The organism is Octadecabacter sp. SW4 (assembly GCF_008065155.1).
Classification (GTDB): domain Bacteria; phylum Pseudomonadota; class Alphaproteobacteria; order Rhodobacterales; family Rhodobacteraceae; genus SW4.
In genome coordinates, this window is the sequence record NZ_CP042819.1 from 772,882 (window position 1) to 797,451 (window position 24,570).

Sequence of the window (24,570 nt, forward strand, 5' to 3'; positions counted from 1 at the left end):
GGGTTGATCCAGCGTGAAGTCCAGGCGCGCCGCAGGTGCCAAACCGATCGCGCTGTATTATACCCGGAATGCTGCAGTGCGGCGTAAGCCACGTTTGACGATTCGCGAGTGGCGCGTTATGACACCGATGTCATGACACCGATGTCACGGTCGCGAACTGCGCCGAAATCGGCGTCGCAGTGGGGGGAAGATGGCAACAATATACGATGTCGCCAAGGTGGCCAAAGTGTCGCCCAAGACTGTCAGTCGCGTGCTGAACGGCGATGCCCCCGTTGGTGAAAAAACCCGCAAGGCGGTGCAGGCTGCGATCCAGCAGCTTGGCTATGTGCCGTCGATTGCCGCGCGGGCGATGCGGTCTAACAAGTCGGGCCTTGTCGGCCTGATTACAGGTGCGATTTCGCTGTCACCACAGCAGACCGAAACGGCAGGCCTGCCCGATCTTTTTATCGTTCAGGGTATCCAGAAGGCGCTCGAAGCCAGTGGCAAGACACTGCTCATTTCGGATACGGGCGGGCGGATGGAGCGCGTGCCGGACCTGATGCGCACCTTCGAGGAACACCGCGTCGAAGGGATCATCTATGTGGCTGACCATCACAAAAAGGTCGCGCTGCCACCGATGATGACCGACACCAAGCTGGTGCTGGCGAATTGCTATGACGAACGCGGCACACCCGCAGTTCTGCCCAACGATTACGAGGGGCAAAAGATGCTGGTGCAGGCGCTGATCGCCAAGGGGCACCAGCGGATCGCCTATATCAGCCTGAATGAAACGCTTGATGCCACGCGGCTGCGCACAGCCGGTTATTGCGATGCCCTGCAGAGCGCGGGCCTTGCGATTGACCCCGACCTGATCATTCCTGCCGATCTGGACAGCAATGACGCTGACGCCGAGGTGCAACTGCTGTGGGATGCGATTGATCGCGTCCTGAAACTGGCGGACCGGCCCACTGTAATTTGCTTTGGCAACGATCGTATGGCCATGCGCGCCTATGGTATTTTGCGTTCGCGCGGGGTGTCCTTGCCTGATGAACTCTCGGTGGCGGGCTATGACAATCACCGGCTGATTACCGAAACGCTTTATCCAACGCTCACCTCTGTTGAACTGCCCTATGCGGCGATGGGGGTGCGGGCTGCGCAAATTCTAGCCGCGCTCATTCGGGGCGAACCCGCCCCATCGAACGAACCGCTGCTTGTCAGTGGTCCGCTGCACTGGGGCAACTCGGTGCTGACACGACCCTCACCTCTTATACAACTTTCATCACTCGGGAGGAAAACGAGATGAAACACACTCCAATGATCGCAGCGGCTGTCGCTGCAACGCTTGGCTGGGCAGGCGCTGCCGCGGCCCAGACTGAACTGACCATGTGGTATCATGGTGGCGGTAATCAGGTCGAAAGCGATATCATCAACACGATCGTTGCAGATTTCAACGACGCCAACGCCGATTACAATGTTACGCTCGAGGCCTTCCCGCAGGGCAGCTACAACGATTCCATCGTGGCCGCCGCACTGGCTGGCAACCTGCCCGACATCATCGATGTTGACGGCCCCGTCATGCCCAACTGGGCCTGGGCCGGCTATATGCAACCACTCACCATCGATGAAAGCATCATCGCCGACTTCCTGCCGGGCACGATTGGCCGCTGGAATGGCGAGCTGTATTCGGTCGGCCTGTGGGACGCGGCGGTGTCGCTTTATGCGCGCCAGTCCACGCTGGACGAACTTGGCCTGCGCACACCGACCCTTGATAGCCCGTGGTCGGGCGATGAATTCATGGCGGCCCTTGGTGCCGCCAAAGAATCCGGTCTTTGCGAATACGCCTTTGACCCGGGCATGGCGTGGACGGGCGAATGGTATCCTTATGCCTTTAGCCCGTTCCTGCAATCCTTTGGCGGCGACATCGTTGACCGTTCGACCTATTTGACGGCCGAAGGGGCATTGAACGGCGACGAAGCCATCGCATTCGGCGAATGGTGGCAAAGCCTGTTCACCGAAGGCTACGCCCCGGGCACCAGCCAGGACCCCGCTGACCGCGATACCGGCTTCATTGATGGCAAATACTGCTTCCAGTGGAACGGCAACTGGGCAGCTGTCGCCACGATGGACGGCGGCGTTGATGACGTGCTGTTCCTGCCCGCACCCGACTTTGGCAATGGCCCGACAATCGGTGCCGGGTCGTGGCAGTTCGGTGTGTCTGGCACATCCGAAAACGCCGAAGGTGCAAACGCGTTTATCGAATTTGCCTTGCAGGACAAGTATCTGGCCGCCTTCTCGGACGGTATTGGCCTGATCCCCTCGACCACGGGCGCAGCGGCGATGACGACAAACTACGCCGAAGGTGGCCCGCTGAACGTCTATTTCGCGCTTAGCGCGGAACAGGCGCTGGTGCGTCCGGTTTCGCCCGGTTACGTGGTGGCGGCCAAGGTGTTTGAAAAGGCACTGGCCGATATCGCCAATGGCGCGGATGTGGCTGACACGCTGGACGCGGCTGTCGATGAAATCGACACCGACATCGAGCGCAACGCAGGCTATGGCCACAACTAGACTTCTCTCACGGCGTCCCGGTTTCTGGCCGGGGCGCCGATCTTTTTTTGACAAAGATCGTATCCGAATTCTTCTGAATTCGCCGGTGAAGGATTGCCTCTGATGGCTTCGAAACTCACGACTTCCAACAGGGCGGGCTGGGCTTTTGCCCTGCCGGGGTTTGCGCTGATCGCGACCTTTATCGTCATGCCGTTCTTCTTTGCTTTCGGGTTGTCGCTGACCAACCAGCGCCTGATTTCGCCCAACCCGACTGAATATGTGGGGCTGGCCAATTATCGCAACCTGCTGTCGATCACCGTGATCACCATTGAACCGGAACGCGATGATGCGGGCGCGATTGTCCGCGACGCCGATGGCCAGATCGAATACCCGCGCGTGCGCACGATCACCCGCAACAACCCCGAGGCCCCGCAGTATCAAGGGATGCGCGAGTGGTTTCGCTGGCAGTCCGGTGACAATGCCAAGGTGGTGATCGCCAAGGACGTGGTGTTCTGGATCGCCCTGACGAATACGCTTTTGTTTGTGCTGGTCGTGGCGCCTGTGCAGGGCGGCCTGGCGCTGTGCCTTGCCTTGCTGATCAACCAGCGCCTGCGCGGGATCAACATATATCGCGCCATCTATTTCATGCCCGTTGTCGTTTCCATCGTCGTCGTGTCACTGCTTTGGCGGTTTATCTATGACGGCAATGACGGCCTTTTGAACAACTTGCTAGGCGCGATCACCTTTGGTGCCTTTGAAGGGCGCGACTGGCTTGGGTCGCCCGATACCGCGCTGGGTGCGATCATGGCGATGTCGATCTGGCAGGCTGTCGGGTTTCACATGGTGATCTGGCTGTCGGGGCTGCAAACCATCAGCCCGACATTGTATGAGGCCGCCGAGATCGAAGGCACAAGCAAATGGCAGACCTTTCGTTATGTCACTTGGCCGGGGCTGCGCAACACTGCGGTGCTGGTCCTGATCGTCATCACCATGCAGGCCTTTGCCCTGTTTGCGCAGATTGACGTGATGACCAACGGTGGCCCCCTTGATAGCACGCAAACGGTCGTCTTTCAGGCGGTAGAGCGCGGCTATGGCAAACAGGATATTTCCGGCGGGTCCACGATCAGCGTGATCCTGTTCCTGATCGTGCTGACAATCTCGCTGATCCAGCGATACCTCACGAGGGAGCGGTAAGATGGCCACTGTCAATGCAGACAACAGCGGGCTTCGGTTGGCCGTGCGTTACGGCGTGCTGACCCTGATCGCGCTGATCTTTATCTTCCCGCTGGTATTCATGGTGGTGTCCAGCCTCAAGCCCGATTTCCAGCTATTGTCGGATACCGGCAGCCTGCGCGCCTTCCTGCCCGTGGGGGACGTCAGTTTCAACAACTACGCCGCCGCCTTTGATCGCGCGCCGGTGGCCCTGTTCGTGTTCAATTCGGTGTTTGTGACGGGGGCGACAGTGCTGTTGTCGCTGTTTTTCTGCTCGCTTGCTGCGTTTTCGTTCGTGTTTCTGGAATGGAAGGGGCGCGGCGTGTTGTTGTCGATCATTCTGGCCACGCTGATCATTCCGTTTGAAACCATCGCGATTCCGCTATTGCTGATCGTGTCCAAGCTGCCGTGGCTTGGGCTTGAAGGGTTCGAGATCGGCTGGCTCAATACCTACCGCGTGCAGATCATTCCCTGGATCGCCGATGGGCTGACGATTTTTCTGTTCGTGCAGTATTTCCGAGATTTGCCCAATGAATTGATCGAGGCGAGCCGCGTTGAGGGCGCAAGCTGGTGGCAGATTTATCGCCGCGTTGTCATGCCTCTTGCCGGACCCGTTTTAGCCACCGCTGCGATCCTCAAGTTTCTGGTGATGTATAACCAATACCTCTGGCCGCTGATCGTGGTGCAGCAAGAAGAGTTCCGCCCCGTCATGGTGGGCCTTGGCTATTATTTCCAGCTTAACCCCGCATGGGGTGAAATCATGGCCTATCTCACCGTCATCACGGTGCCGGTGCTGGCCTTCTATCTGATATTGCAACGGGCGTTCATCGCGTCGATTGCCTCAACCGGCGTGAAAGGCTGAGCTATGGTTCTTGCACTTGAAAGTCACTTTGTCTGGGACAGCTGGTATGTCCGTGATGGCGATCTGTGGCACGGGTTTTTCCTCAAGGCGCCGCGCGCGATCGGTGATCCGGATCTGCGTCACTTCAATGTCAGTTACGGACATGCGACCAGCACCGACCTGACCAACTGGACCCATCTGGGCGAGTGTTTCCGCCCCTCAACTGGCCCGGCATGGGATGATTACACCACATGGACCGGATCGGTCGTGCGCGGCGGTGATGCCCAATGGCACCTTTATTATACCGGGGCGTGCAGGGCCGAAGACGGGATGTATCAGCGCATCGGTCATGCGGTATCGGACGATCTGCACAGTTGGAAACGGGTCGGGACCGGTCTGATCCTTGATCTTGAGGGACCGAATGCGCACCACTACGAAGTGCGCATGGAAGACAGCCTGTGGCATGACCGTGCCATGCGCGACCCCTGGGTCATGCGCGACCCGGACGGGGATGGGTGGCTGATGTTCTTCACCGCCCGCAGCGCGGGTATCCAGGAACCCAATGCGGGCGGCTGTATCGGCTTTGCGACATCGCCCAACGGCTTTGACTGGACCCTGCAACCTCCTGTTTTCACGGGTGGATATGGCCAGCTTGAAGTGCCGCAAGTGTTCCAAGCCCGTGGGCAGTGGTATTGCCTGTTCTGCACCGCCGCCGAGCATTTTTCCAAAGATCAGGCGGCCGCAACTACCGGCGGCCCCGTCACCGGCAACCATTACCTGATCGGCGACAGCCCGCGCGGCCCGTGGCAGATCGCGCCCGAATTCCTGGACGGGGCATTGCCACCGCGCCGCTATGCTGCGCGGATTGTCGACACGGGCGACGGCCTTGTGATCCTAGGGTTTGCGGACCGTCCTGATGGCGGCGATTTCGTCGGCCATGTGATGGACCCTGAACCAATCGTCATTGACGACAAAGGGCTGTTGCATGTGCAGGCCTTTCCCAAAGCAGCGGAGTAGCGATAAATGGCAACGGTAAAACTGCGCGACGTTCGCAAAAGCTTTGGCAAGGTCGAAGTGATCAAGGGCGTGAACATCGATGTGGATGACGGCGAATTTGTCGTCTTTGTCGGCCCCTCGGGCTGTGGCAAATCCACCTTGCTGCGCCTGATTGCGGGCCTCGAGGATATCACCAGCGGCACGCTCGAAATCGATGGCAAGGTCGTCAACGATGTCGAACCAAAAAACCGCGGCATCGCGATGGTGTTTCAGACCTACGCGATTTTCCCGCATATGACAGTGCGCGAAAACGTGGCCTTTGGCCTGACCGTGAACAAGACCGACAGGGCGACCAAGGACGCCAAGGTCGCAGAGGCCGCGCGCATCTTGCAGATGGAACATCTGCTGGATCGCCGCCCCAGCCAGTTGTCTGGTGGGCAACGCCAGCGGGTCGCGATTGGCCGCGCGATTGTGCGCGATCCGGCAGTGTTCCTGTTTGATGAACCGCTGTCCAACCTTGATGCGGCCCTGCGCATGGATATGCGCATGGAAATCGGCAAACTGCACCAGGATCTTGGCGCGTCCATGATTTACGTCACCCATGATCAGGTCGAGGCCATGACACTGGCCGACAAGATTGTCGTTCTCAAGGACGGGTTGGTCATGCAGGTCGGCGCGCCGATGGAATTGTATCACGAACCCGCCAACCTGTTCGTCGCGGGCTTCCTTGGCGCGCCTTCGATGAATTTCATGGTGGTCGATGTCCTGGACGTGGATGCCAAGACAGTCACGATTTCCGGCCCGTCCCTCGAGACCATTTCGGTGCCACGTCGCGGCCGCGATTTCACCAAGGGTGACAAGGCGACACTGGGCATCCGCCCGCAATATCTGGTGCCGGTCAATGGTGATACGGGCATGCTGCACGGGCAGGTCGCGATCACCGAACGGTTGGGCGCGGAAACGGTCATCGACATCACCCTGCGCGAAGGGGCCAAGATTATCGCCGCCATCGGCGAGGACCGCGTGATGGAAACCGGCGCCAAGATCAGTCTCAACTTTGACCCCGCGCAGGCGCATCTGTTCAACGAGCTGGAATGACGCGCCCGGTTGTCATTCTTGACGCCCATTGGCGGCAGTTGGACGAGCTGTTCAGCGCCGCCGATCTGCGGAGCCTGCATGACATCGCCGAGGTGATCTGGGGCCGGGATGCCCCCATTCCCGCCGATGTCTTGTGCGATGGGCTGACGCGTGCGGATATATTGATCGCGGCGACGCCACAGGTTGATCAGGCGATCCTAGACGCTGCGCCGCGACTGCGCATGGTGATCGAGGTTTCGGGCGCGTTTCCAGACACGATTGACTACGCCGCCTGTGCCGCGCGCGGGGTCGAGGTGCTGTCCTGCGCCCCCGGATTTCGCCAATCTGTCGCGGAAATGACCCTTGCGATGGTGCTGGCGGGCGCGCGTGGGCTGGTCACCGAACACGAGGGTTTTCGCGCGGGGCGGGAACACTGGTTGGCTGACAATCCCGCAACTGATTTCACGCTGTTTGGCGCAAAGGTTGGCTTTGTCGGTTACGGGTCAATCGCCCGTGTCACCCATGATCTGATGCGCCCGTTTGCGCCCCGGGTCAGCGCGTTTGATCCCTGGTTGCCCGCTGCTGTTGCCAGCGCGGCGGGGGTTGATCTTGTTGCGCTGGATGATCTGATGGCCGATAGTCGCTGTGTCATCGTCGCGGCCGCGCCAAGCCATGAAAACAAGGGGTTGATTGGCGCGCCCGAGCTTGCGCGGATGCCCCGGGGCGCGCTTTTGGTGCTGATCAGCCGCGCGCATCTGGTGGATTTCGACGCGGTGCTGGAGGCCACTCAGACGGGCCATATCCGCGCCGCGATTGATGTCTTTCCGACCGAACCCGTGGCGACGGATCATCCCATGCGCAACAATCCCAACCTGATCCTGTCGCCCCATCGCGCCGCCGCCGTGGCGGGCGGGCGGCAGTTGATCGGCCAGTTGATCCTGTCGGACATTGCGGCGCTGATGGATGGCAAGACGCCCGCCGCATTACAGCGCGCCCAGGGCAGCAATGTCGCGGCCCTTGCCGGGGTTGGGGATGCAGCGCAGGTGGCCGATATGGCCAGCCAGCGCTAGGGTCTATTTGCCCCGTTTCGGGAAAGCACTGCCGCCTTTTGGCGCGCCCTTGCCCTTTGCGGTGCGGGGTTTGCCCCCTTTGGGTTTGGCACCGGGCGGGGTAAAGCGTTTGGAGGGATCGCTTGCGCCTTCAAAGCTGCGCTTGGCGGGGGCTGCATCGGAACGCGGCGCGCTCTTGCCCGCAGGTTTGCCGCCGAATTTGCCTTCGGGTTTGCCGCCAAACTTGCCCTTCGGCTTGCCTTCAAATTTGCCCTTGGGTTTGCCCGCAGGCTTGCCTTGAGGTTTATCGCCAGGTTTGCCCGCAGGCTTGCTGTGTGGTTTGTCGCCGGGCTTGCTCGCGCCCGCAGGTTTGTCGCCCTTGGGTTTCCAATCGGTCAAGGCATCGCCGTGATCTTTCTTGGGCGCGCGCGCGGGCTTGGCGCGTGGCGCGGCGTCATTATCGCGTGGCTTGTAGGCAGGTTTGCCGCCAGCCTGGCGCGGCGGTGGGCCTGCCAATACGGGCGCCTTATCGAGCTGGGTGATCAGGGTGCCAGCCTCAAGCTCCATGCCGCTACCGACACGGCCCAAGAACCCGTCAACGCTGCTTTTCAAAATCTCGACATAGGACTGGTCTTGCTGGATGCGGATCGCGCCAATGTCGTCCTTGCTGATCCCGCCCGCCTTGCACAGCAGCGGCAAAAGCCAGCGTGCCTCGGCGTTCTTGTCGCGCCCGACATTGACCGAGAACCAGACCGAGGGGCCGAATGCCTCGCGCGGGCGCGGTTTGGCAGCGTCTTCGGCATTGCCCAGTTCTTCGGGGGCGGATTGGCGTTCGCGGTGCAGGCGCAGGAATGCAGCGGCCAGTTGGGGTGCGCTGAACTGCGCCGCCAGCTTCGCGACAAAGTCCTGATCGTCTTCGCCGACCGGTTCGTCCCAGGGCGTGTCGACCAACAGGCGTTCTTCGTCGCGCGCCAGCACCTCGGCAGCCGACGGCGGTGCGCCCCACTCGGCGGTCAGTTTTGCGAAGCGCAGCAGGCGTTCGGCCTTGCCGCGCATCTTGACGGGCACGATCAGGGCGCTGGTGCCCTTGGCCCCCGCGCGCCCCGTGCGCCCCGAGCGGTGCAGCAAGGTGTCGGAATTGTTCGGCAATTCCGCATGCACAACCAGCTCAAGCCCCGGCAAATCAATCCCGCGCGCGGCCACATCAGTTGCCACACAGACGCGGGCGCGCCCGTCGCGCATGGCTTGCAGGGCGTGGGTGCGTTCGTTCTGGGTCAGTTCACCGGACAGGGCTACAACACTGAATCCGCGGTTGGAAAAGCGGCTGGTCAGGCGCGCAACCATCGCGCGGGTATTGCAAAACACGATGGCATTGCGTGCATCATAAAAGCGCAACACGTTGATAATGGCGTTTTCGGCGTCGCGCGGCGCGACCGTCATGGCCTTGTATTCGATATCGGCATGCTGGCTGGTTTCACTGACGGTGGTGACCCGCACCGCATCACGCTGGAAGCTTTTGGCCAGCTTGGCAATCGCCGCTGGCACGGTTGCGGAAAACATCAAAGTGCGGCGGGTTTCGGGGGATTGGCCAAGAATAAACTCAAGGTCTTCGCGAAAGCCCAGATCAAGCATTTCATCGGCTTCATCCAGAACCACCGCGCGCAGCGATCCCATGTCGATCGATCCGCGTTTGATATGGTCCACAAGGCGGCCCGGCGTGGCAACGACAACATGCGCCCCGCGCGCAAGGGCGCGCCGTTCGTCGCGCATATCCATGCCACCGACGCAGGATGCAATGACAGCGCCCGCCGCCCCATAAAGCCACTGAAATTCGCGTTTTACCTGCAGGGCCAATTCGCGCGTGGGCGCGATGATCAGTGCAAGCGGTGCGTCCGCGCTTGCGAATGTGTCGTCATCCCCCAGCAAGGTTGGCGCAATCGCGAGGCCAAAGCCTACGGTCTTGCCCGATCCGGTTTGGGCGGACACCAGCAGATCGGCCGCGCCTAGGTCGGGCGCGGTCACGGCCTCCTGGACGGGGGTCAGGGTGTGGTAGCCTTGGGTCTCAAGGGCAGCGGCGATAGTTTTTTTCACGGGCGGCTTCTTTCAGGATCAAAGGCCTGCCAATAAGGGCCGCGCGCCCAAATGTATATGGGCAATCGCGCATAGCGGCCCTGCGCCGCCGGTCAGCCGCGCACATGCGCCATTTGCGGATCATATTGCGCCGGATCGACGATCACCGCAGGCACCATCTGCCCAAGGTGGTCGATGTCAAAGGCGGCACCCACCTGCGCAAGATCCGCATCGACAAAGGCATAGGCTAGGTTCTTTTGCACCCGATGCCCAAAGCCGCCCGACGTCACTGTCCCGACAACCGCCCCGTCACGCATCAGTGATGCACCGCCATGCGCAGGCGCGCCGTCGTCAGACAGATGCAGCGTCACAAGCCGTTTTGATGGCCCATCAACAACACGTTTTTCCAGCGCGTTCTTGCCGACAAAATCGGGCTTGGCCATGTCCACAAACCGCGAGAGGCCGGTCTCGAACGGGTCAAATTCGGTCAGAATTTCTGCTTTCCAGTGCAAATACCCTTTTTCAAGCCGCATCGATTCAACCGCATGCGCGCCAAACAGGCGCAGCCCGTGGGCTTGACCCGCATCGCGCAGGGCAAGATAGGCCGCATAAAGCGATGCATTGGGAACGTGGATTTCATAGGCAAGTTCACCCGAAAAGCTGACCGACATGACCGTTGCCGGGGCAAAGCCGATGAAACACTCGCGCACCGAAAGCCAGGGGAAACCGGTGGCAGTCCAGTCAGCACGGCTGACCGCCTGCATCACCGCGCGCGCCTTTGGACCCGCCAGCACAAGGATCGTCTGGTCATTGGTCAGGGATGTGATCTGCACGTCTTCGTCCGCGCCAATATGGCGTTGCAGCCAGTCCATATCGTGAAATTCTGACGCTGCGGCAGACCCATACCAGATCCGGTCGGGACCACGATCTGATGCGGGGATATTGGCGACTGTCGCCTCGCCTTTCAGCATGCCGTGGTGGTTTAGCAGATAGCCAAGCCCGACACGGCCCGCCCTGGCGGTCACGCGGCCACAGAACATCCGGTCAAGAAAGGGGCGCGCATCCGTGCCCGTGATTTCAAACCGGTTAAAGCCGTTCACCTCGCACAGGCCGACGGCGTTCTGCACCGCGGCAACCTCTTGTGCGACCAGCGGAAAGGATTCATCAAAATGGAACCCGTGGGTGACCTCGAATTGGGCGGTCGGTTTGAAAAACTCGGCCCTTTCCCAGCCGTTCACCACCGCAAATTCGGCCCCCTCGGCGGCCAGAACAGGGGTCAGCGCGGTTGTCTTGGCCATGCGGCCCGCGGGGCGGTGTTCGTTGGGGAAATGAAAACGGAATTCGTTTTGGTAATCCTCGATTGCCTTCAGCGCGGTCAGCTCGACATTCGTGTGACCGGTAAAGCGGCGCGGATCGATGCACCAGCTGTCATAGCAGGCCTCGCCATGCACGATCTGTTGGGCCAGCATCCAGCCGTGCCCGCCGCCCTCACCAAGACCCGCACGCAAACCAATGATACAGAACGCATTTCGCTTGCCTGGGATGGGGCCGACCAGCGGCGCGCCGTCAATCGTATAGGTGATCGGGCCGTTGACGATGGTCTTGATCCCGACCTCTGCAAGGGCTGGCATCCTTTCAAATGCGCCCTCCAGAACATCCGTGATCCGGTCCAGATCGTCGGGGCAAAGGGCGTTGACGAAATGCGGATCGATCCCGTCCATGCCCCATGTCTTGCAGTCCTGTTCATAAAAGCCGACCAGCAGGCCGTTCTTTTCCTGACGACAATAATAGTCGCTGATCGGGCAGCGCAGCAACGGCATTCGGTGGCCCGCGTCAACGATTGCGGGAATGTCCTCGGTCACGAAATACTGATGTTCCATCGACACGACAGGGTGATGCACGCCCATCATCGCTCCGACCTCGTTCACGCGGTAGCCGCAGGCGTTCACGACGATCTCGCAGGTGATGTCGCCCTGATCGGTATGGACCGTCCAGCTGTCATCTTTGTGTTGGGTCAGGCCGGTGACGGGGGTGTTGCGATACACTTCGGCCCCCGCCGTGCGGGCGCGCCGCGCCAACGCCTGACACAGGCTTGCGGGGTCAATATCGCCGTCATTGCCGTCCCAGAGTCCGCCGAGCAGATTATCGGTCGAAATCAGCGGATGGCGACGGGCGCATTCTTCGGCGTCGATCACTTCAAATTCGACACCCATGCCGCGTGCCATCGAGGCAAAGTGGCGATAGCCATCCATCTGCGCCTGCGTGTTGGCCAGCCGGATCCCCCCGTCACCGTGATTATAGCTGACCGGATAGTCGGCATCGTCACGCAGTTCCTTGTAAAGGTTGATGGAATGGGTTTTCAGGCCAACCATCGTCTGGTTCATGCCAAAGTTTGTCACCTGCGCTGCAGAATGCCATGTGGTGCCCGAAGTCAGCTCGTTGCGTTCCAGCAAAACGACATCGCTCCAGCCTTCTTGGGTCAGGTGATACAGTGTCGAGCACCCGGCGATGCCCCCCCCAATAACAACGACGCGGGTGTGCGATTTCATGATGATCCCTTTCAAGTTTGCGCGATACTGACGGAAAAAACATGCAAAGGGTCAACGGCAACTACGACATCCCATAAATCGCAATATAGCTTCCCTAAAACTGGGAACAAAACGAAACAGATTGCAAAGGCTCCGGCACCGCCGTTCCGATGGGGCCAGCAAAGGGGGCAGAGATGCACACGCCGGACAAGCCACGCCGCGCGGGGCGCAAGGCCAGAGTGACGGCGCGCGCCGCACCGCCAGTGATCAACCCCGCGCCGCCCGGCCAGATTGGCGGTGCCTATCGCCCGCTGACCGATACCGACCTCAAGGCAATCTTTGCCACTGCGCTGCGATTGCTGGCCGAACTGGGCATGGGCGAAGTGCCGGACAGGCTTTGGGCTGATCTGACTGTTGCGGGCGCGGTTGATCTGGGCAATGCCCGCCTTGGATTGCCTGAAACACTGGTCAAACGGGCCATCAGCCTTTCGGCCAAAGAATTTGCCCTGCATGGGCGCGACCCCGCGCGCGATATCAGGGTTGGTGGCGCGCGCGTTTATTTCGGAACCGGTGGCGCGGCGGTCAATACGCTTGATCTTGACAGCGGGCTTTACCGCCCCTCGACCCTGCAAGACCTGCACGATTTCACGCGCCTTCAGGATACGCTTGATAACGTGGCGTGGTTCACGCGTTGCTGCATTGCCACGGATGTGCCCGACAATTTCGATCTGGACGTCAACACTGCCTATGCCCTGATGCGCAACACGACAAAACCAGTGGCCACGGCCTTTACGCTGGCGCAGCATGTCGCCCCGATCGTGCGGATGTTCGATATCGCGGGTGGCGGCGCGGGGAGTTTCGCCAAACGCCCCTTTGTCAAAGCCCATATCAGTCCCGTCATTTCACCGATGCGGTTTGGTGAAGACGCGGTGGATGTTGTTTACGAATGCATTGCCCACAACATTCCGATGTCCTGTATCACGGCCGCGCAAGCCGGTGCGACGGCCCCCGCGACCCTGGCCGGTTTTCTTGCGCAATCCTTGGCCGAAACACTGGCCAGCCTGGTGATGGTCAACGTGATTTCGCCCGGGTTTCCCATGGTGTTCTCCAACTGGCCGCTTGTGATCGACCTGCGCAGCGGGGCATTCGCGGGCGGGGGCGGGGAAACGACCCTGCTCAATGCGGCGTCGGCGCAATTGTCCAACTGGTTGGGGTTGCCTTCGGGGGTGGCCTGTTCAATGACCGACGCCAAGGCGATTGACGCGCAATATGGCGTTGAAAAGGGCATGACCAGCCTGGCTGCCGCGCTTGCGGGGGGCAATCTGATCTATGAAAGTTCGGGCATGACGGCGTCCTTGCTGGGGGCCAGCTTCGAGGCCTTCATTCTGGACGATGACATGCACGCCATGACGTACCGCGCCCTGCGCGGGGTCGAAGTGAACCCGGAAAACCTTGGGTTTGAAACGATCTGTGCAGCGGTGCTGGGCGAGGGGCATTTTCTGGGGTCAAACGCCACGTATCAGGCGATGGAGCGTGATTATCACTATCCCAAACTTGCCGATCGCGCCCAGCCACGCGCTTGGGCGGACGCGGGCGCCATGGATGCCTGGGCGCGCGCGCAAATCCGTGCACGCGAAGTGCTGGCAACCCATCACCCGGCCTATCTGATACCCGCGCAGGACAGGGAAATCCGCGCTGCGTTCAATATCATCGGCTAGTCGGTGATCAGCCGATACCCGTCAACCAACCACGGATGTGCCTCGGTGATGGGCCCGATGGAGTGGGTCGCCAGCTGGCTGCGCAGGGTCGCGCCGATGGTCTGGGCGAGATCGGCTAAATGCGGCGCGGCGACGAACATCGAAATCGTGCGGGCAAAGCCTTTGCGCGGGAATGGTATCAGCCGCACGCCTCCCTGAAACTGCTTGCTGCGGGCATAGTTGCTGGGGGTGGTGATCGCCCAGCCGCTGTTTTGCGCAACCAGCGCCAATATCGACGCGGTGCTGTCAAATTCGAACTGATTGGGCAGTTTCAGGCCAAGGCGGGTCAACTGTGCCTCGATCTGACCGCCCATGATCTGGCTGCGCATGTAGCGCAGAAACGGCAGGCCGGACTGGCCCGCGATCAGATCCTCGCCCGTACCTGTGAACGCGGCTGGGGCGGCCAGCACAAACGGATCGCGCAGAACGGGGAATTCGGCGACATCGGGCAGCGGGGCCTGGGGCTGGGTGGCAACGGCGATATCAAGCTCACGATTGCGCAACAGCGCAAGAATATCATGGCTGGTGCGGGTGTAATGGGTGACGCGGCAGGTCGGCAGGGCTTGGGTCAACAGCCGCGTCACGGCAGGCCCGACATCATCCTCGAAGTCGTCAATCATCGCGAAACGTAGGTGCCGCAAGCCATCGGGCACGGTCGAAATCAGGTCACCCTTGGCCTGGTCCAGCAGCTTGAAGACTTCTTCGACGTGGCGCAGGTAGATCGCGCCCTGCGGCGTCAGCACCATTGGGCGGCAATGGTGATCCATCAGGGCAATGCCAAGATGCTTTTCAAGGGATTGCAACTGGTGCGACACCGTGCTGACCGATTGCTGCGTTTGCGCTGCGGTGGCCTGCACCGAGCCGCATTGTGCAATCGCGCGGAATGTCGAAAGCCACTTGAGAGAGGGATGCGTTCCAGTCATGGGCTAACTTATGAACGTGACGGGCGCCAAGAACAGTGAAAATCGCAGTGCGGGCAAATGCAGGTAGGCAAATGATGCATTTTACCAGCATTATTGCGCGGTAAACCTCAACCTTCCAGGCATTGGTGTAAGCATCCTTGGGATGACGTGCCGGTCTTGCACAGACACTTCGTCGATATTTTACTTATTTCGGACGAAACGCCCGTCTGTTGCCCGATGAATTCAAGCATGTCGGGCGGCAGGTATGCGAAAAGCACTCTCGCATTGCGCGCAGCCGAGCTGCTTGATGGCCCCACTTCGAGGCGGATCGCGCAGCGCAGGATTTCAGGCGTTCACCGTAGGCGCGAAATATTCGACTGGTGAAGCGATCACCAGGTTTGGACTTCGCCAACCCAGAGGCGGATTCAGAAAAAATCGATTTTTTGTGGATAAATGTAAAAACATAGGTAATGTTGGAAAAGGACATCAGGGAGGATTCCATGTTTAACTCATTCAAGAACGTCACCGGCGCGATCATGCTTGCCGTGCTGGGGGTAGCTGCATCCGCCGAAGAACTGCGCATTGGAACCGCATCGCTGGGCGGCGCGTTTTATCCGATGGGCCAAAGCATCGCGAATATCGTGAACAAATATGCTGGTGACGACATCTCGATGGTGCCGATCGTCACGGGCGGTTCTGTTCAGAACCCGAATTTGATCGCCAGCGGCGAAGTTGAAATCGCCATCACGAACAACAACCTCGCTGTTCTGGCGACCCGCGGCGCGGGCCCCTACAGCGCCGCGGGTCCCATCGATATCGGCGCAGTCGCCGCGTTGCACCCGTCTGTCTTGCATATGGTTGTGCTGGCCGACAGCGACATTCGTTCCATCGAAGACCTGCGCGGCAAAAGCGTTGCCGTAGGACCAGCGGGGGGTGGCACACTGGGCTTTGTGAACTTCCTGTTCCCGCTGCACGGCATGACGATCGACGACATCACGCCAAGTTTCGTGTCTTATTCGGACGGCTTTAGCCAGCTGACCGACGGAACCGTCGATGCGGCTCTTGCCCTGTCCGGCTATCCGGCTGGTGCTGTCATGCAAGCTTCGGCTGGCGCGGATCTGCGGTTTATCAGTTTCTCCGAAGGGATGCTGGATGCCGCACTTGAAGCGAATGATGCCTATTTGGCCGTGGACCTTGGGGCTGATGTCTATGGCATGGAAGAAGGTGGCACGCTGATTGGTGTGAATAACATGCTTGTTGCACCAAACAGCCTTGACGCGGCGACGGTTCAGGCTGTCACGGCAGCAATCTTTGATAACCTTGAAGAGTTCCAAGCAGAAAATGCCTATGCGCGCCAGATCGATCCAGCGATGACGCAACAGCTCTCTATCCCGCTTCACGCTGGCGCGCAGGCCTATTTCGACGCGCAATAAGTTCAGGTTCTGATATCGGCCAAGGCGCAATCGCGCGCCTTGGCCCGCCGTAATCAGAGACATTTCCATGACATCACCGACAAGACACATCAGCCTTCAAAACGCGATCTTTACGGCCGGTTTGGCGCTGGGGCTCTATCATTTGATGGTGGTTTCCGGGGTTTTTGTGATCTCGACCATGCCCATGCGACTGACCCATGTGATGCTGGCGCTGTCGCTGCTGTTCGTCATGATCCCTGCCAGCGAACGTCTGGCGGGAACCACGCTGAACGCTGCATTATCGTTGATCCTGACGGTGGCAACCGTCGGGGCGAGCATTTGGATGCTGACCCGCTGGAAACCGATTGCTTTCAGTGGCGGGATCACGACCGAGGGCGATTTCATCGCAGGTGTGATCCTGTTGATCGTGGTGTTTGAAGCCGCGCGGCGGGGCATCGGTCTTATCCTTGCGCTGATCACGTTTGTCTTCTTTCTCTATCCGTTACTTGCCCCGTATCTGCCGGGCGTTCTGGAGGGGCGCGCGTCGACATTGCGCCGTATCGTGCTGGTCCTGACCACGGATACCCAAGGCATATATGGTATTCCCGTTGGCGTTGCCGCGACCTATATTATTGTCTTCACGATCTTTGGTGCGTTGCTGTCCAATTTTGGTGCAGGCGATTTTTTCTTTGAACTTTCGGTGCGCTGCACACGCGGGTTGCGCGCCGCATCGGCCAAGTCAGCCGTGCTGTTTTCCACGCTGATCGGCATGGTCAGCGGCTCGGCGGCAGGTAACGTCGCGGTGACTGGCACGGTTACAATCCCGATCATGAAACGCGAAGGCTATGCGCCCCATCAGGCGGCCGCGATCGAGGCGGTGGCCTCGACGGGCGGGCAGATCATGCCGCCCGTGATGGGGGCCGCGGCCTTCATAATGGCCGAGATCGTCGGCGTGCCCTACACCGCCGTCATGGCTGCCGCGATCCTGCCTGCGCTGTTGTTCTTCGGGTCGGCCTTTGTGGTGGTCCACCTGCAGGCCGTCAAATCAGGCATCGCGCCAAATGCGGGAGAGCAGGTGAGCGAGGAGCCTTTGGCGCAGGTCTTGATCAAGGGCGGGCCGTTCATCGCCGCCTTCGCGACGCTGATCACGATGATGCTTGTCGGTTATTCACCTTTCATGGCCTCGCTCTGGGCGATGGTCGTGCTGATCGGGGGCGATGTGATCTGGCGGCGCAAGATCGACAGGGTCTTCATCGAGAAACTATTGCGCTCCGTGTCCGAAGGCGCGCGCTCGATCGTGACGATCTCGGCAGCTTGCGCCGCAGCGGGGATCATCGCAGGGGTTTTGGGAGTGACCGGCCTTGGGTCCAAAATCGCGACGCTGATTGATGTGGCGTCCGGTGGCTATTTGTTCCTGGCGCTGTTTTTCACAATGGTCACATCGATCATTCTGGGCATGGGGCTGCCGACAACGGCGGCCTATCTGATCCTTGCAACAGTGGTTGCGCCTGCCCTGGTCAAGCTTGGCGTTCCTGTTTTGACGGCCCATTTCTTTGTCTTCTACTATGGCTGCATTTCCACCATCACACCGCCCGTGGCGCTTGCGTCCTATGTGGCGGGCGGGATTGCGGGGGCCGACGTGAACAAGGTTGGCTGGACGGCGGCGGCCTATGCGGCGACGTCTTTCGTGCTGCCGTTCGCCTTTGTCTACGGACCCGGACTGCTGATGGGCGGCACCTGGGTGGATAATACGGCGGCTGTGCTCACTGCCAGTGCCGGCACCTTCGCCATCGCCGTGGCCATCATCGGCACCTTGACCGGGCGGCTTGCGCCTGTTGTGCGTTTGATAGCCGCTGTGGCGGGCCTTGGTCTATTGTTTCAAGGCTGGCTGAGCGCGGTCATCGGCATCGTCTTATTCTGTTGCGTGATCATTATTGATCGCGCCCGATCCAAACCAATCGAGGTCTCCACATGAAGCACAAGGACTATCGCCGCGTTGTCACCGGACATAACGCGCAGGGCACCGCCATTATCGAAAGCAACCAGATTGCGACCCAGCAGTTGGAGCGCCCAAATCGCCCCGGTGTGCGGCTAACGAATTTTTGGCTGACTGATCAAACGCCTGCCGAATATGATGGCGCGACCGAGACCTGCACGCGCGATTTCATCCTGCATCCGCCAAAGAACGGAACCGTGTTTCGCTGCGTCGAGTTCATGCCCGAGGACCCGGACGTCATGGCGCGCCTGTCCAGCGCGGATGGGGCAAAGGCATTTGCCGAAATGGGGGCTGGGGCCAATGTTGTGCAGGGGGGCCGCCATCCCTGGATGCACCGCACCGATAGCGTGGACTATGGCATCGTCATGAACGGCGAAATCTGGATGCTGATGGACAACGAAGACGACGACGTATTGCTGAAGGCGGGTGATGTTGTCGTTCAGCGCGGCACCAACCATGCCTGGGCCAATCGCGGGACCGAACCCTGCACGATCATGTTCGTGCTGATCGACGGGGTGACGCGGGCGGGCGGCGGCAAAGGCATTCCGCCCCGCTAGATGGCTTCGATCACCGCGAATATCACTACCAGAACGACATAGCACACAAGGCCATAGCGCAGGTTCCACCCCCATGTGAGGCGCGTTGGCGGGATGTTGGTGGTTGCCGCAATCAGCAGGGTTGCCGTCGCATTCGGAGAGGCGAACATCGAGATCGCCCAGCCTGCGCTGAGGGCAAAGACGATGTTGGTCGGGTCAGCTGGCAGGCTTGGGATGGTCTGCACCACCTGGCCGATGAACACCACAAGGATGATCGGGCTGAGCGCGACTTGCCCGCCCAGCGTGATCAGGATCGGTAGGCTGGCGAGGAACAGCCAGCCCGGCACGCCCGCAAAATCGAGCTGTGCCGTCAGTGTATCCATTGGCAGGACATCGGCCAACGCGCGGCCAATGAATCCCGACAGCCCAAGGGCAATGGCAGAGCGCGCGAGCCCGGGAGCGTTGCCTTTCAGGGCTGGCCAGAATGTCGCGAGTTGGCGCGTCATTGCCGTGCCTCGTGGACGCTGGGCGGCGAACCACAACAGCGTCACGCTTGGAGCTACGAACATCAATGACAAGGCCGTAGTGAAGCCCCATGTGATCTGTAGAACCGCTGTTGCCGCGATAAGGCTGCCACACACAATCGCAAGCCGCAGCAGTGCAAGACCCGGAAAGGGCGGTGGCGCAAGGTGGGCCGGCGTGCGCCCGCGCCATTCGACGCGGTCATAAAGCATGCCGATCATGATCATGAGAACGGAGGTCGCGATCCCCAGGCTGACGATCTTGCCCATGTCGATATCGGTGAACAAGGTTAACAAAACAGCCTGCGACAGCGTTGTCGGTGCCCAGAGGAGGATCCAGGCGAACCCGCGCAGGAGGGCTGACAATTGACGCCGTTCAAGGCCGGTGTCCGTTGTTCCGTCGCTGCGTTTGGCGGCATTCTGGATCAGGGGGGCCAAGAGGCTGATCGCGCCGAAATTCAGGAAGACACCCAACAGATGCCCGCCCGTCGCCGTCGCAATAAAGCGCCCTGCTGGGGGCTGTCGCAACAGGTAACGCCCGACAGTGAGGACCGAGTTGGAGCGCTCCGCCGCGATCTTCAGGGCCGTCAAAAGCAGGATGAAGGCCGCGAAGAACGCCGCCAGATCAACGGCTTGTGCAAAGACCTCCCATCCGTTTTCGGTTTGCAGCAACAGAACCGACAGGATTATGGCGGCGGCAAGCAGCAGCCATTCACGAATGGTGCTGGTCTTGAGCCCGGCAATGCAAAGCGCGGCAAAGCCCAAGCCAGCACCCCAGGCGAACAAGGAATCCCCGATCGTGCGCGCGCCAAGAACAAGGACTGAAAGGGCGATCAGGACTGTGGCGAGGGTCGCGGTCCTCATGCTAGATTTGCCACAGATGGAATCGGGAATCTTGCATGTTCATGAGCGTGGTTAACAGTGACTTGGTGCAGGTCAATGACGCGATTGCGACCGCGTATTGGACCAGGGCGGTGGACCGTGGAGCAGATGCACCGCTGGGTGTCGGTGCATTGGAGGGGGGCAAAGACAGCATTGGCTTTCTTGTCACAGCCACGGCCTTGTCGGGTGCCGGGGTATTGGGCTGCGCGCGGGTTGCGATGCCGGGCCAAGGTTGGGCCTTGCGGTTGGACGAGGTCGCGTTTCCTGTCGGCGCTGTGGCCCATCGGCATACCCATTCGGGCAGCGGCTGGCGGTGTCTGGTCGCGGGGTCTTTGCGCACTGAAGCAGAGGATCACACCACAATCATGAAAACGGGTGACTATTGGTTTGAACCGGCCCATAGCCCTGTGCGTGCCGTTGCGCTGCACGGCGCGGGTGTTACACGGTTCGTGCGTTGCATGGTTATTCCGCTGGCCGATCTGGGGCGTTCGACGTTTCAGCTTTGCACGCCTAAGGACGCTGACTTGCCGCGATTGCAGGTGACACACCGGCATTTCGATCATACCGTTCAGGTCGATGCCGGGTAGTGGTCGGACAGGGACGAAGTGCGCCAGTCCGGGTTCGGTTCGGCGGGTTCAGGGGCGTATCCGGCAGATTTGATCGCCTCGATTGCGCAGTATTCGTCCTTGTCTGACGTGTCGCCTGAAATACCGACCGCACCAAGCGTCACGCCCTCGGCATCTTCGACCAGGACCCCGCCCGGAACGGGGATGAGCCGCCCGCCGGACGCGGCCGCGAGTGCGTTCTGGAACGTTGGGCGTTCAGACAGGCGGTCGCGGATCAGGCGGCTTGAAATCCCCATGCCAAGCGCGCCATAGGCTTTGCCCAAGGCGATCTCGAAGCGGATCAGGCCCGCGCCGTCCTCGGATTGCATCGCCACAAGTTTGCCACCCGCGTCGAGCACCACGACGGTGAGAGGCAAGAGCGATGCCTTGCGCCCCAGGGCCAGGCTTTCGGTGACAATGGCGTTGGCGCGATCAAGGGGCAATGAGGTGTGCAGGCGCATGGCGTTTCCTTAGTTGACGGCCCCGGCGGCCCAAAGGCCAGACCACCATGCCTCAAAGTCAAAGTTTGGCAGCCACGTAACGATTTCTGGGAACATCAGGAGGGCCGCGATGGTAATGACGTCGGCGATGAAGAACAGCGCGACGCCGCGAAATATCGTGCCGAGCGGAATGTCAGGCCGCACGCCGTTGACCACAAAACAGTTGAGGCCGATGGGCGGGGTGATCAGGCAAATCTCGGCCATCTTGACGGCGATGATGCCAAACCAGATCGGGTCAAACCCAAGGGCGATAACCGCCGGATAGACCACGGGCAAAGTCAGCAGCAACATCCCGATGGCGTCCATGAACATGCCCAGCAGGGCGTAGCCAAGCAGAATGAAGATCATGATGGTCATCGGGGCCACGTCAAGGCTGACAATCCATTCGGTAAACGCGCCGGGAATGCCGGAAAACCCCAGGAAGCGCACAAAGATCAACACACCCCAGATCAGCGAAAAGATCATCACCGTCAATTTAGCGGATTCCATCAGCGAATCTTTGATTGACCTTAGTGGCGTGCCGCGCACCAGCGCCAGGACCATAACGATGAACGCACCAAGTGCCCCGGCTTCTGTCGGGGTGGCCCAGCCGCCGTAGATTGCCGTCATGATGATCACGACGACCAGGGCGATGGGGGAAATGCCGGGCAGGGTGCGCATGCGCTCACCCCAGGTAAAGCCCGACACCGATGGGGCAGAACCGGGTTTCAGCATCGCCCAGACGACAATGATCCCTGCATAGACCACTGCCGAGAAGATCCCGGGCAGGAAGCCCGCCAGCAGCAGTTTGCCGACGGATTGTTCAACGATAATGGCATAGATCACGAGGATCGCCGAGGGCGGGATCAGCGTGGCCAAGGTGCCGGCCGAAGCCACAACGCCTGCGGCCATACGCCTGTCGTAGCCGTATTTCAGCATCTCGGGAATCGCCACCCGGCTGAACACCGCTGCTGTCGCAGTGGACGCGCCGGACACGGCGGCAAAACCGGCGGTCGCGAACACTGTTGCAACCGCCAAACCGCCGGGCATCCAGCCAAGCCATTTGCGGGCCGCATCAAACAGCTGTTGGGTCATGCCTGCGTGGAATGCCAGAAACCCGATAAAGATGAACATCGGCAAGACGGACAGCGCATAGGCCGAGGACTTTGAATGCGGGATCGTGCCAACGATACCCGCCGCAGGGCCCCAGCCGCGCAGTTCCACCAGCCCCAACAGCCCGACCACGGCTGCCGCAAACACAACGCGCACGCCAAGAAAGATCAGCAAAAGCAGCAGACCAAGCGTGATAACGCCGACCAGAAAGGGATCGGACATGCCAATACCGATAATCATGAGAACGCCCCCGGATCGGAGAAATCGGCATCGTCACCCATGACTTCGTGGATCTCGTCCTGGGCCTGCTCGGCGACGTTCTTGGCGATCACGACGGCGATGGGTTCGGCGTCGGGATAGATGACAAGCCGGAGGGAGCCGACGAACTGCAACGCCAAGCGGCACCACCAGACCGAAAACGCGATCGGGACAAGCAGTTTGGACGGCCAAACAGGATATTCGGCGTCAATTGTCGTGTCGCCCAGGGTGTAGGCGCGCAGGAAATGCCCATAGCTGTAATAGATCAACACGCCGATGATGAACATCGCCACCAACGCGCCAAACGCCTCGAGCGCCCAGAGAGCCCGGCCCGAGAGCTTGCCCACCAGAAGCTCCATGCGGATGTGACTGCCCAGGCGTTGCGTATAGGCGGCCCCAAGAAAGGCCATGCTGGCCATCGAAAGCTCGACAAGGTCGATGTATCCACTGATCGGATAGTCGAAGGTGCGCAGGGAAATCTGCATCACCCCAAGGATCATGAGCGCCATAATCGCGAAGGCTGCCAAAAGGTTGGCGGCGTCCTCGATCGGGATCAACCTTTTATGAAGTCGACCAAGCAAGGCGCCTGGGACCTTTGAATCCGAAGACATGGGACGTCCTTTATCTGAGGTGTATGGGCGGGAAGAATGGTGGTGTTCGGGCGCCAAATGCGCCCGAACCCGATGTCAGACCTTACTGGTTCTGTGCTTCTTCGGCATATTCCCAAATTGCGTCGAACACGCCTTGTGCATCAAACGCATCAGAGTTTGCGGCGATCCACGCATCCCAGACCGGCTGCCCGGGAACATCGCGGAAGGCTTGAAGCTGCTCTTCGGAATAGACGATTTCCTGCATCGTATCGCGGAAGACAGGCAGGTTCTTTTCGTCCTGCTCTGCGTAGGCGGCCTGTTCAACGTCCATACCCATCCCGCGCAGGTCCATGAGGAGCGTCTGATACTGCTCGGGCAGGGCTTCATAGGCGGTCTTGTTCAGAACCCAGCCGCATTCGGACGTGCCGGGGGCAAGGTTGGACGTGAACCAATCGGCTTCATCCGCAATGCCGAAAGACACATGCGCATAGGTATAAGGGAAGGCCGCAGCATCAACCGCGCCGCGCTGGAAAGCCGTTGAGGTTTCACCCGCTGGCAAGGTTTGCTTGGTGGCCCCGAGAGCCTCCATCGCGTCACCAAGTCCACCGCCCGCACGCACGCGCAGACCCGCCCAATCGGCCAGGTCGGTCGGTGCATCGCCTTTGCCAAGGACTTCATACTGTGGCAGCAGGCCCGACATGTAGGGAATGGCGTTCCACGCTTCCATATCAGCGACAATAGCAGGATGTTCGAACATGCGCGAACGCACGTATTGATCAACTGCGGGATCGCCCAGCGGCAGGAACGGCAGCGAAAACACCATCCAGGCCGGGTTCTTGCCCGGGTGGTAGAAGTTGCAGATCGCCGCACCTTCAAAGGCATTCAACTGGATCCCGTCAAGGTTTTCACGGCTGCCGGACAATTGCCCGCCATAGAAGATCGTGATGTCAAAGTTGCCGCCCGTCTGTTCGCGGACCTGCTCAGCAATCGCTTCCATACCCGCCGAGAGCGCGCGGGTTGCCCCACATCGACAGGCTCCAGTTTACTTCGGGCCCCTCGATCGTCTGCGCAGCGGCCGTTGTGGATGCAAGGAGCAGCCCGGTAAAGGTTATCTTTTTCAACAGTTTCATATCATCCTCCCAGATGGTTAATGGCGTGTTCGCCGTTTGGTATTCCGCCGCGTGACGCTATTGAGACGCGAGTTGTTCAAGTTTGCAAGGTCG

General features: G+C 60.2%; 21 protein-coding genes. 12 read left to right on the forward strand and 9 right to left on the reverse strand.

What is annotated here, in order from left to right:
- The first annotated feature begins 190 nt into the window (after positions 1-190).
- The 7 genes from FTO60_RS03925 to FTO60_RS03955 all read left to right on the forward strand — a co-directional run bounded on the left by FTO60_RS03925 (position 191) and on the right by FTO60_RS03955 (position 7,719).
- The gene (locus FTO60_RS03925) at positions 191-1,282 is read left to right on the forward strand and encodes a LacI family DNA-binding transcriptional regulator (protein ID WP_148054750.1); all 1,092 of its coding nucleotides are present in this window, start codon (positions 191-193) and stop codon (positions 1,280-1,282) included.
- Positions 1,279-2,544, forward strand: a complete 1,266-nt coding sequence (locus tag FTO60_RS03930) for an extracellular solute-binding protein (RefSeq protein WP_148054751.1) — start codon at positions 1,279-1,281, stop codon at positions 2,542-2,544. Before FTO60_RS03925 ends, FTO60_RS03930 begins: the two co-directional genes overlap by 4 nt.
- A 102-nt stretch (positions 2,545-2,646) precedes the next feature.
- Entirely contained in the window at positions 2,647-3,717 is a 1,071-nt protein-coding gene (locus tag FTO60_RS03935; protein ID WP_148054752.1) for a carbohydrate ABC transporter permease, read from the forward strand.
- 1 nt (position 3,718) lies between these two features.
- Entirely contained in the window at positions 3,719-4,597 is an 879-nt protein-coding gene (locus tag FTO60_RS03940; RefSeq protein WP_148054753.1) for a carbohydrate ABC transporter permease, read from the forward strand.
- A gap of 3 nt (positions 4,598-4,600) precedes the next feature.
- Positions 4,601-5,593, forward strand: a complete 993-nt coding sequence (locus FTO60_RS03945) for a levansucrase (protein WP_148054754.1) — start codon at positions 4,601-4,603, stop codon at positions 5,591-5,593.
- Positions 5,594-5,599: 6 nt separating this feature from the next.
- Positions 5,600-6,670, forward strand: coding sequence for an ABC transporter ATP-binding protein (locus FTO60_RS03950; RefSeq protein WP_148054755.1), 1,071 nt, complete (start codon positions 5,600-5,602; stop codon positions 6,668-6,670).
- Entirely contained in the window at positions 6,667-7,719 is a 1,053-nt protein-coding gene (locus FTO60_RS03955; RefSeq protein ID WP_148054756.1) for an NAD(P)-dependent oxidoreductase, read from the forward strand. The genes FTO60_RS03950 and FTO60_RS03955 overlap by 4 nt, the downstream gene beginning before the upstream one ends.
- 3 nt (positions 7,720-7,722) lie before the next feature.
- Here the strand turns inward: FTO60_RS03955 and FTO60_RS03960 are convergent, their stop codons facing one another.
- Both FTO60_RS03960 and FTO60_RS03965 read right to left on the reverse strand, forming a co-directional pair.
- Positions 7,723-9,789: a DEAD/DEAH box helicase gene (locus tag FTO60_RS03960; protein WP_148054757.1), complete on the reverse strand. Its 2,067-nt coding sequence runs from the start codon at positions 9,787-9,789 to the stop codon at positions 7,723-7,725.
- Positions 9,790-9,881: 92 nt separating this feature from the next.
- On the reverse strand, positions 9,882-12,317 hold the full coding sequence (locus FTO60_RS03965; RefSeq protein WP_148054758.1) for an FAD-dependent oxidoreductase: 2,436 nt from the start codon (positions 12,315-12,317) through the stop codon (positions 9,882-9,884).
- A gap of 173 nt (positions 12,318-12,490) precedes the next feature.
- On the opposite strand from FTO60_RS03965, the gene FTO60_RS03970 reads away from it, so the two are divergent.
- Positions 12,491-14,014 (forward strand): trimethylamine methyltransferase family protein, encoded by a 1,524-nt coding sequence (locus tag FTO60_RS03970; RefSeq protein WP_148054759.1) that lies wholly within the window; start codon positions 12,491-12,493, stop codon positions 14,012-14,014.
- Here FTO60_RS03970 and FTO60_RS03975 read toward each other — a convergent pair.
- Complete coding sequence (locus tag FTO60_RS03975; RefSeq protein WP_148054760.1) at positions 14,011-14,976, reverse strand: LysR family transcriptional regulator; 966 nt, start codon at positions 14,974-14,976, stop codon at positions 14,011-14,013. The two genes, FTO60_RS03970 and FTO60_RS03975, sit on opposite strands and share 4 nt — an antisense overlap.
- A 479-nt stretch (positions 14,977-15,455) precedes the next feature.
- Here FTO60_RS03975 and FTO60_RS03980 point away from each other — a divergent pair, with 479 nt between their 5' ends.
- The 3 genes from FTO60_RS03980 to FTO60_RS03990 all read left to right on the forward strand — a co-directional run bounded on the left by FTO60_RS03980 (position 15,456) and on the right by FTO60_RS03990 (position 18,920).
- Complete coding sequence (locus FTO60_RS03980) at positions 15,456-16,388, forward strand: TAXI family TRAP transporter solute-binding subunit (RefSeq protein ID WP_197738512.1); 933 nt, start codon at positions 15,456-15,458, stop codon at positions 16,386-16,388.
- Between the two features lie 67 nt (positions 16,389-16,455).
- Positions 16,456-18,342: a TRAP transporter fused permease subunit gene (locus FTO60_RS03985; protein WP_148054761.1), complete on the forward strand. Its 1,887-nt coding sequence runs from the start codon at positions 16,456-16,458 to the stop codon at positions 18,340-18,342.
- The gene (locus tag FTO60_RS03990; RefSeq protein ID WP_148054762.1) at positions 18,339-18,920 is read left to right on the forward strand and encodes a cupin domain-containing protein; all 582 of its coding nucleotides are present in this window, start codon (positions 18,339-18,341) and stop codon (positions 18,918-18,920) included. The genes FTO60_RS03985 and FTO60_RS03990 overlap by 4 nt, the downstream gene beginning before the upstream one ends.
- On the opposite strand, the gene FTO60_RS03995 is transcribed toward FTO60_RS03990, so the two are convergent.
- A complete protein-coding gene (locus tag FTO60_RS03995; protein WP_148054763.1) occupies positions 18,917-20,284 on the reverse strand; it encodes a hypothetical protein in 1,368 nt (455 codons plus the stop codon). The two genes, FTO60_RS03990 and FTO60_RS03995, sit on opposite strands and share 4 nt — an antisense overlap.
- Before the next feature lie 41 nt (positions 20,285-20,325).
- Between FTO60_RS03995 and FTO60_RS04000 the strand changes: the two genes are divergently transcribed.
- On the forward strand, positions 20,326-20,889 hold the full coding sequence (locus FTO60_RS04000) for a cupin domain-containing protein (RefSeq protein WP_172623793.1): 564 nt from the start codon (positions 20,326-20,328) through the stop codon (positions 20,887-20,889).
- Here FTO60_RS04000 and FTO60_RS04005 read toward each other — a convergent pair.
- The 5 genes from FTO60_RS04005 to FTO60_RS17595 form a co-directional block, all read right to left on the reverse strand.
- A complete protein-coding gene (locus tag FTO60_RS04005) occupies positions 20,871-21,368 on the reverse strand; it encodes a heme-binding protein (protein ID WP_148054765.1) in 498 nt (165 codons plus the stop codon). The genes FTO60_RS04000 and FTO60_RS04005 overlap by 19 nt on opposite strands.
- A 9-nt stretch (positions 21,369-21,377) precedes the next feature.
- Complete coding sequence (locus FTO60_RS04010; protein WP_148054766.1) at positions 21,378-22,739, reverse strand: TRAP transporter large permease; 1,362 nt, start codon at positions 22,737-22,739, stop codon at positions 21,378-21,380.
- A complete protein-coding gene (locus FTO60_RS04015; protein ID WP_254696878.1) occupies positions 22,736-23,314 on the reverse strand; it encodes a TRAP transporter small permease subunit in 579 nt (192 codons plus the stop codon). The genes FTO60_RS04010 and FTO60_RS04015 overlap by 4 nt, the downstream gene beginning before the upstream one ends.
- A gap of 136 nt (positions 23,315-23,450) precedes the next feature.
- Positions 23,451-24,344 (reverse strand): C4-dicarboxylate ABC transporter substrate-binding protein, encoded by an 894-nt coding sequence (locus FTO60_RS04020; RefSeq protein ID WP_148054768.1) that lies wholly within the window; start codon positions 24,342-24,344, stop codon positions 23,451-23,453.
- Entirely contained in the window at positions 24,328-24,477 is a 150-nt protein-coding gene (locus tag FTO60_RS17595) for a hypothetical protein (RefSeq protein ID WP_172623794.1), read from the reverse strand. Before FTO60_RS17595 ends, FTO60_RS04020 begins: the two co-directional genes overlap by 17 nt.
- Positions 24,478-24,570: the final 93 nt, after the last annotated feature.

What these genes read in the sequence shown, in the direction of transcription:
- FTO60_RS04005 (WP_148054765.1), bottom strand. Translation starts at nt 21,368, where the DNA reads ATGCGCCTGCACACCTCATTGCCCCTTGATCGCGCCAACGCCATTGTC.
- FTO60_RS03975 (WP_148054760.1), bottom strand. Translation starts at nt 14,976, where the DNA reads ATGACTGGAACGCATCCCTCTCTCAAGTGGCTTTCGACATTCCGCGCG.
- FTO60_RS03945 (WP_148054754.1), top strand. Translation starts at nt 4,601, where the DNA reads ATGGTTCTTGCACTTGAAAGTCACTTTGTCTGGGACAGCTGGTATGTC.
- FTO60_RS03980 (WP_197738512.1), top strand. Translation starts at nt 15,456, where the DNA reads ATGTTTAACTCATTCAAGAACGTCACCGGCGCGATCATGCTTGCCGTG.
- FTO60_RS03990 (WP_148054762.1), top strand. Translation starts at nt 18,339, where the DNA reads ATGAAGCACAAGGACTATCGCCGCGTTGTCACCGGACATAACGCGCAG.
- FTO60_RS04020 (WP_148054768.1), bottom strand. Translation starts at nt 24,344, where the DNA reads ATGGAAGCGATTGCTGAGCAGGTCCGCGAACAGACGGGCGGCAACTTT.
- FTO60_RS04000 (WP_172623793.1), top strand. Translation starts at nt 20,326, where the DNA reads ATGAGCGTGGTTAACAGTGACTTGGTGCAGGTCAATGACGCGATTGCG.
- FTO60_RS03985 (WP_148054761.1), top strand. Translation starts at nt 16,456, where the DNA reads ATGACATCACCGACAAGACACATCAGCCTTCAAAACGCGATCTTTACG.
- FTO60_RS03930 (WP_148054751.1), top strand. Translation starts at nt 1,279, where the DNA reads ATGAAACACACTCCAATGATCGCAGCGGCTGTCGCTGCAACGCTTGGC.
- FTO60_RS03940 (WP_148054753.1), top strand. Translation starts at nt 3,719, where the DNA reads ATGGCCACTGTCAATGCAGACAACAGCGGGCTTCGGTTGGCCGTGCGT.
- FTO60_RS03955 (WP_148054756.1), top strand. Translation starts at nt 6,667, where the DNA reads ATGACGCGCCCGGTTGTCATTCTTGACGCCCATTGGCGGCAGTTGGAC.
- FTO60_RS03965 (WP_148054758.1), bottom strand. Translation starts at nt 12,317, where the DNA reads ATGAAATCGCACACCCGCGTCGTTGTTATTGGGGGGGGCATCGCCGGG.
- FTO60_RS17595 (WP_172623794.1), bottom strand. Translation starts at nt 24,477, where the DNA reads ATGAAACTGTTGAAAAAGATAACCTTTACCGGGCTGCTCCTTGCATCC.
- FTO60_RS03995 (WP_148054763.1), bottom strand. Translation starts at nt 20,284, where the DNA reads ATGAGGACCGCGACCCTCGCCACAGTCCTGATCGCCCTTTCAGTCCTT.
- FTO60_RS03925 (WP_148054750.1), top strand. Translation starts at nt 191, where the DNA reads ATGGCAACAATATACGATGTCGCCAAGGTGGCCAAAGTGTCGCCCAAG.
- FTO60_RS03970 (WP_148054759.1), top strand. Translation starts at nt 12,491, where the DNA reads ATGCACACGCCGGACAAGCCACGCCGCGCGGGGCGCAAGGCCAGAGTG.
- FTO60_RS03935 (WP_148054752.1), top strand. Translation starts at nt 2,647, where the DNA reads ATGGCTTCGAAACTCACGACTTCCAACAGGGCGGGCTGGGCTTTTGCC.
- FTO60_RS04010 (WP_148054766.1), bottom strand. Translation starts at nt 22,739, where the DNA reads ATGATTATCGGTATTGGCATGTCCGATCCCTTTCTGGTCGGCGTTATC.
- FTO60_RS03950 (WP_148054755.1), top strand. Translation starts at nt 5,600, where the DNA reads ATGGCAACGGTAAAACTGCGCGACGTTCGCAAAAGCTTTGGCAAGGTC.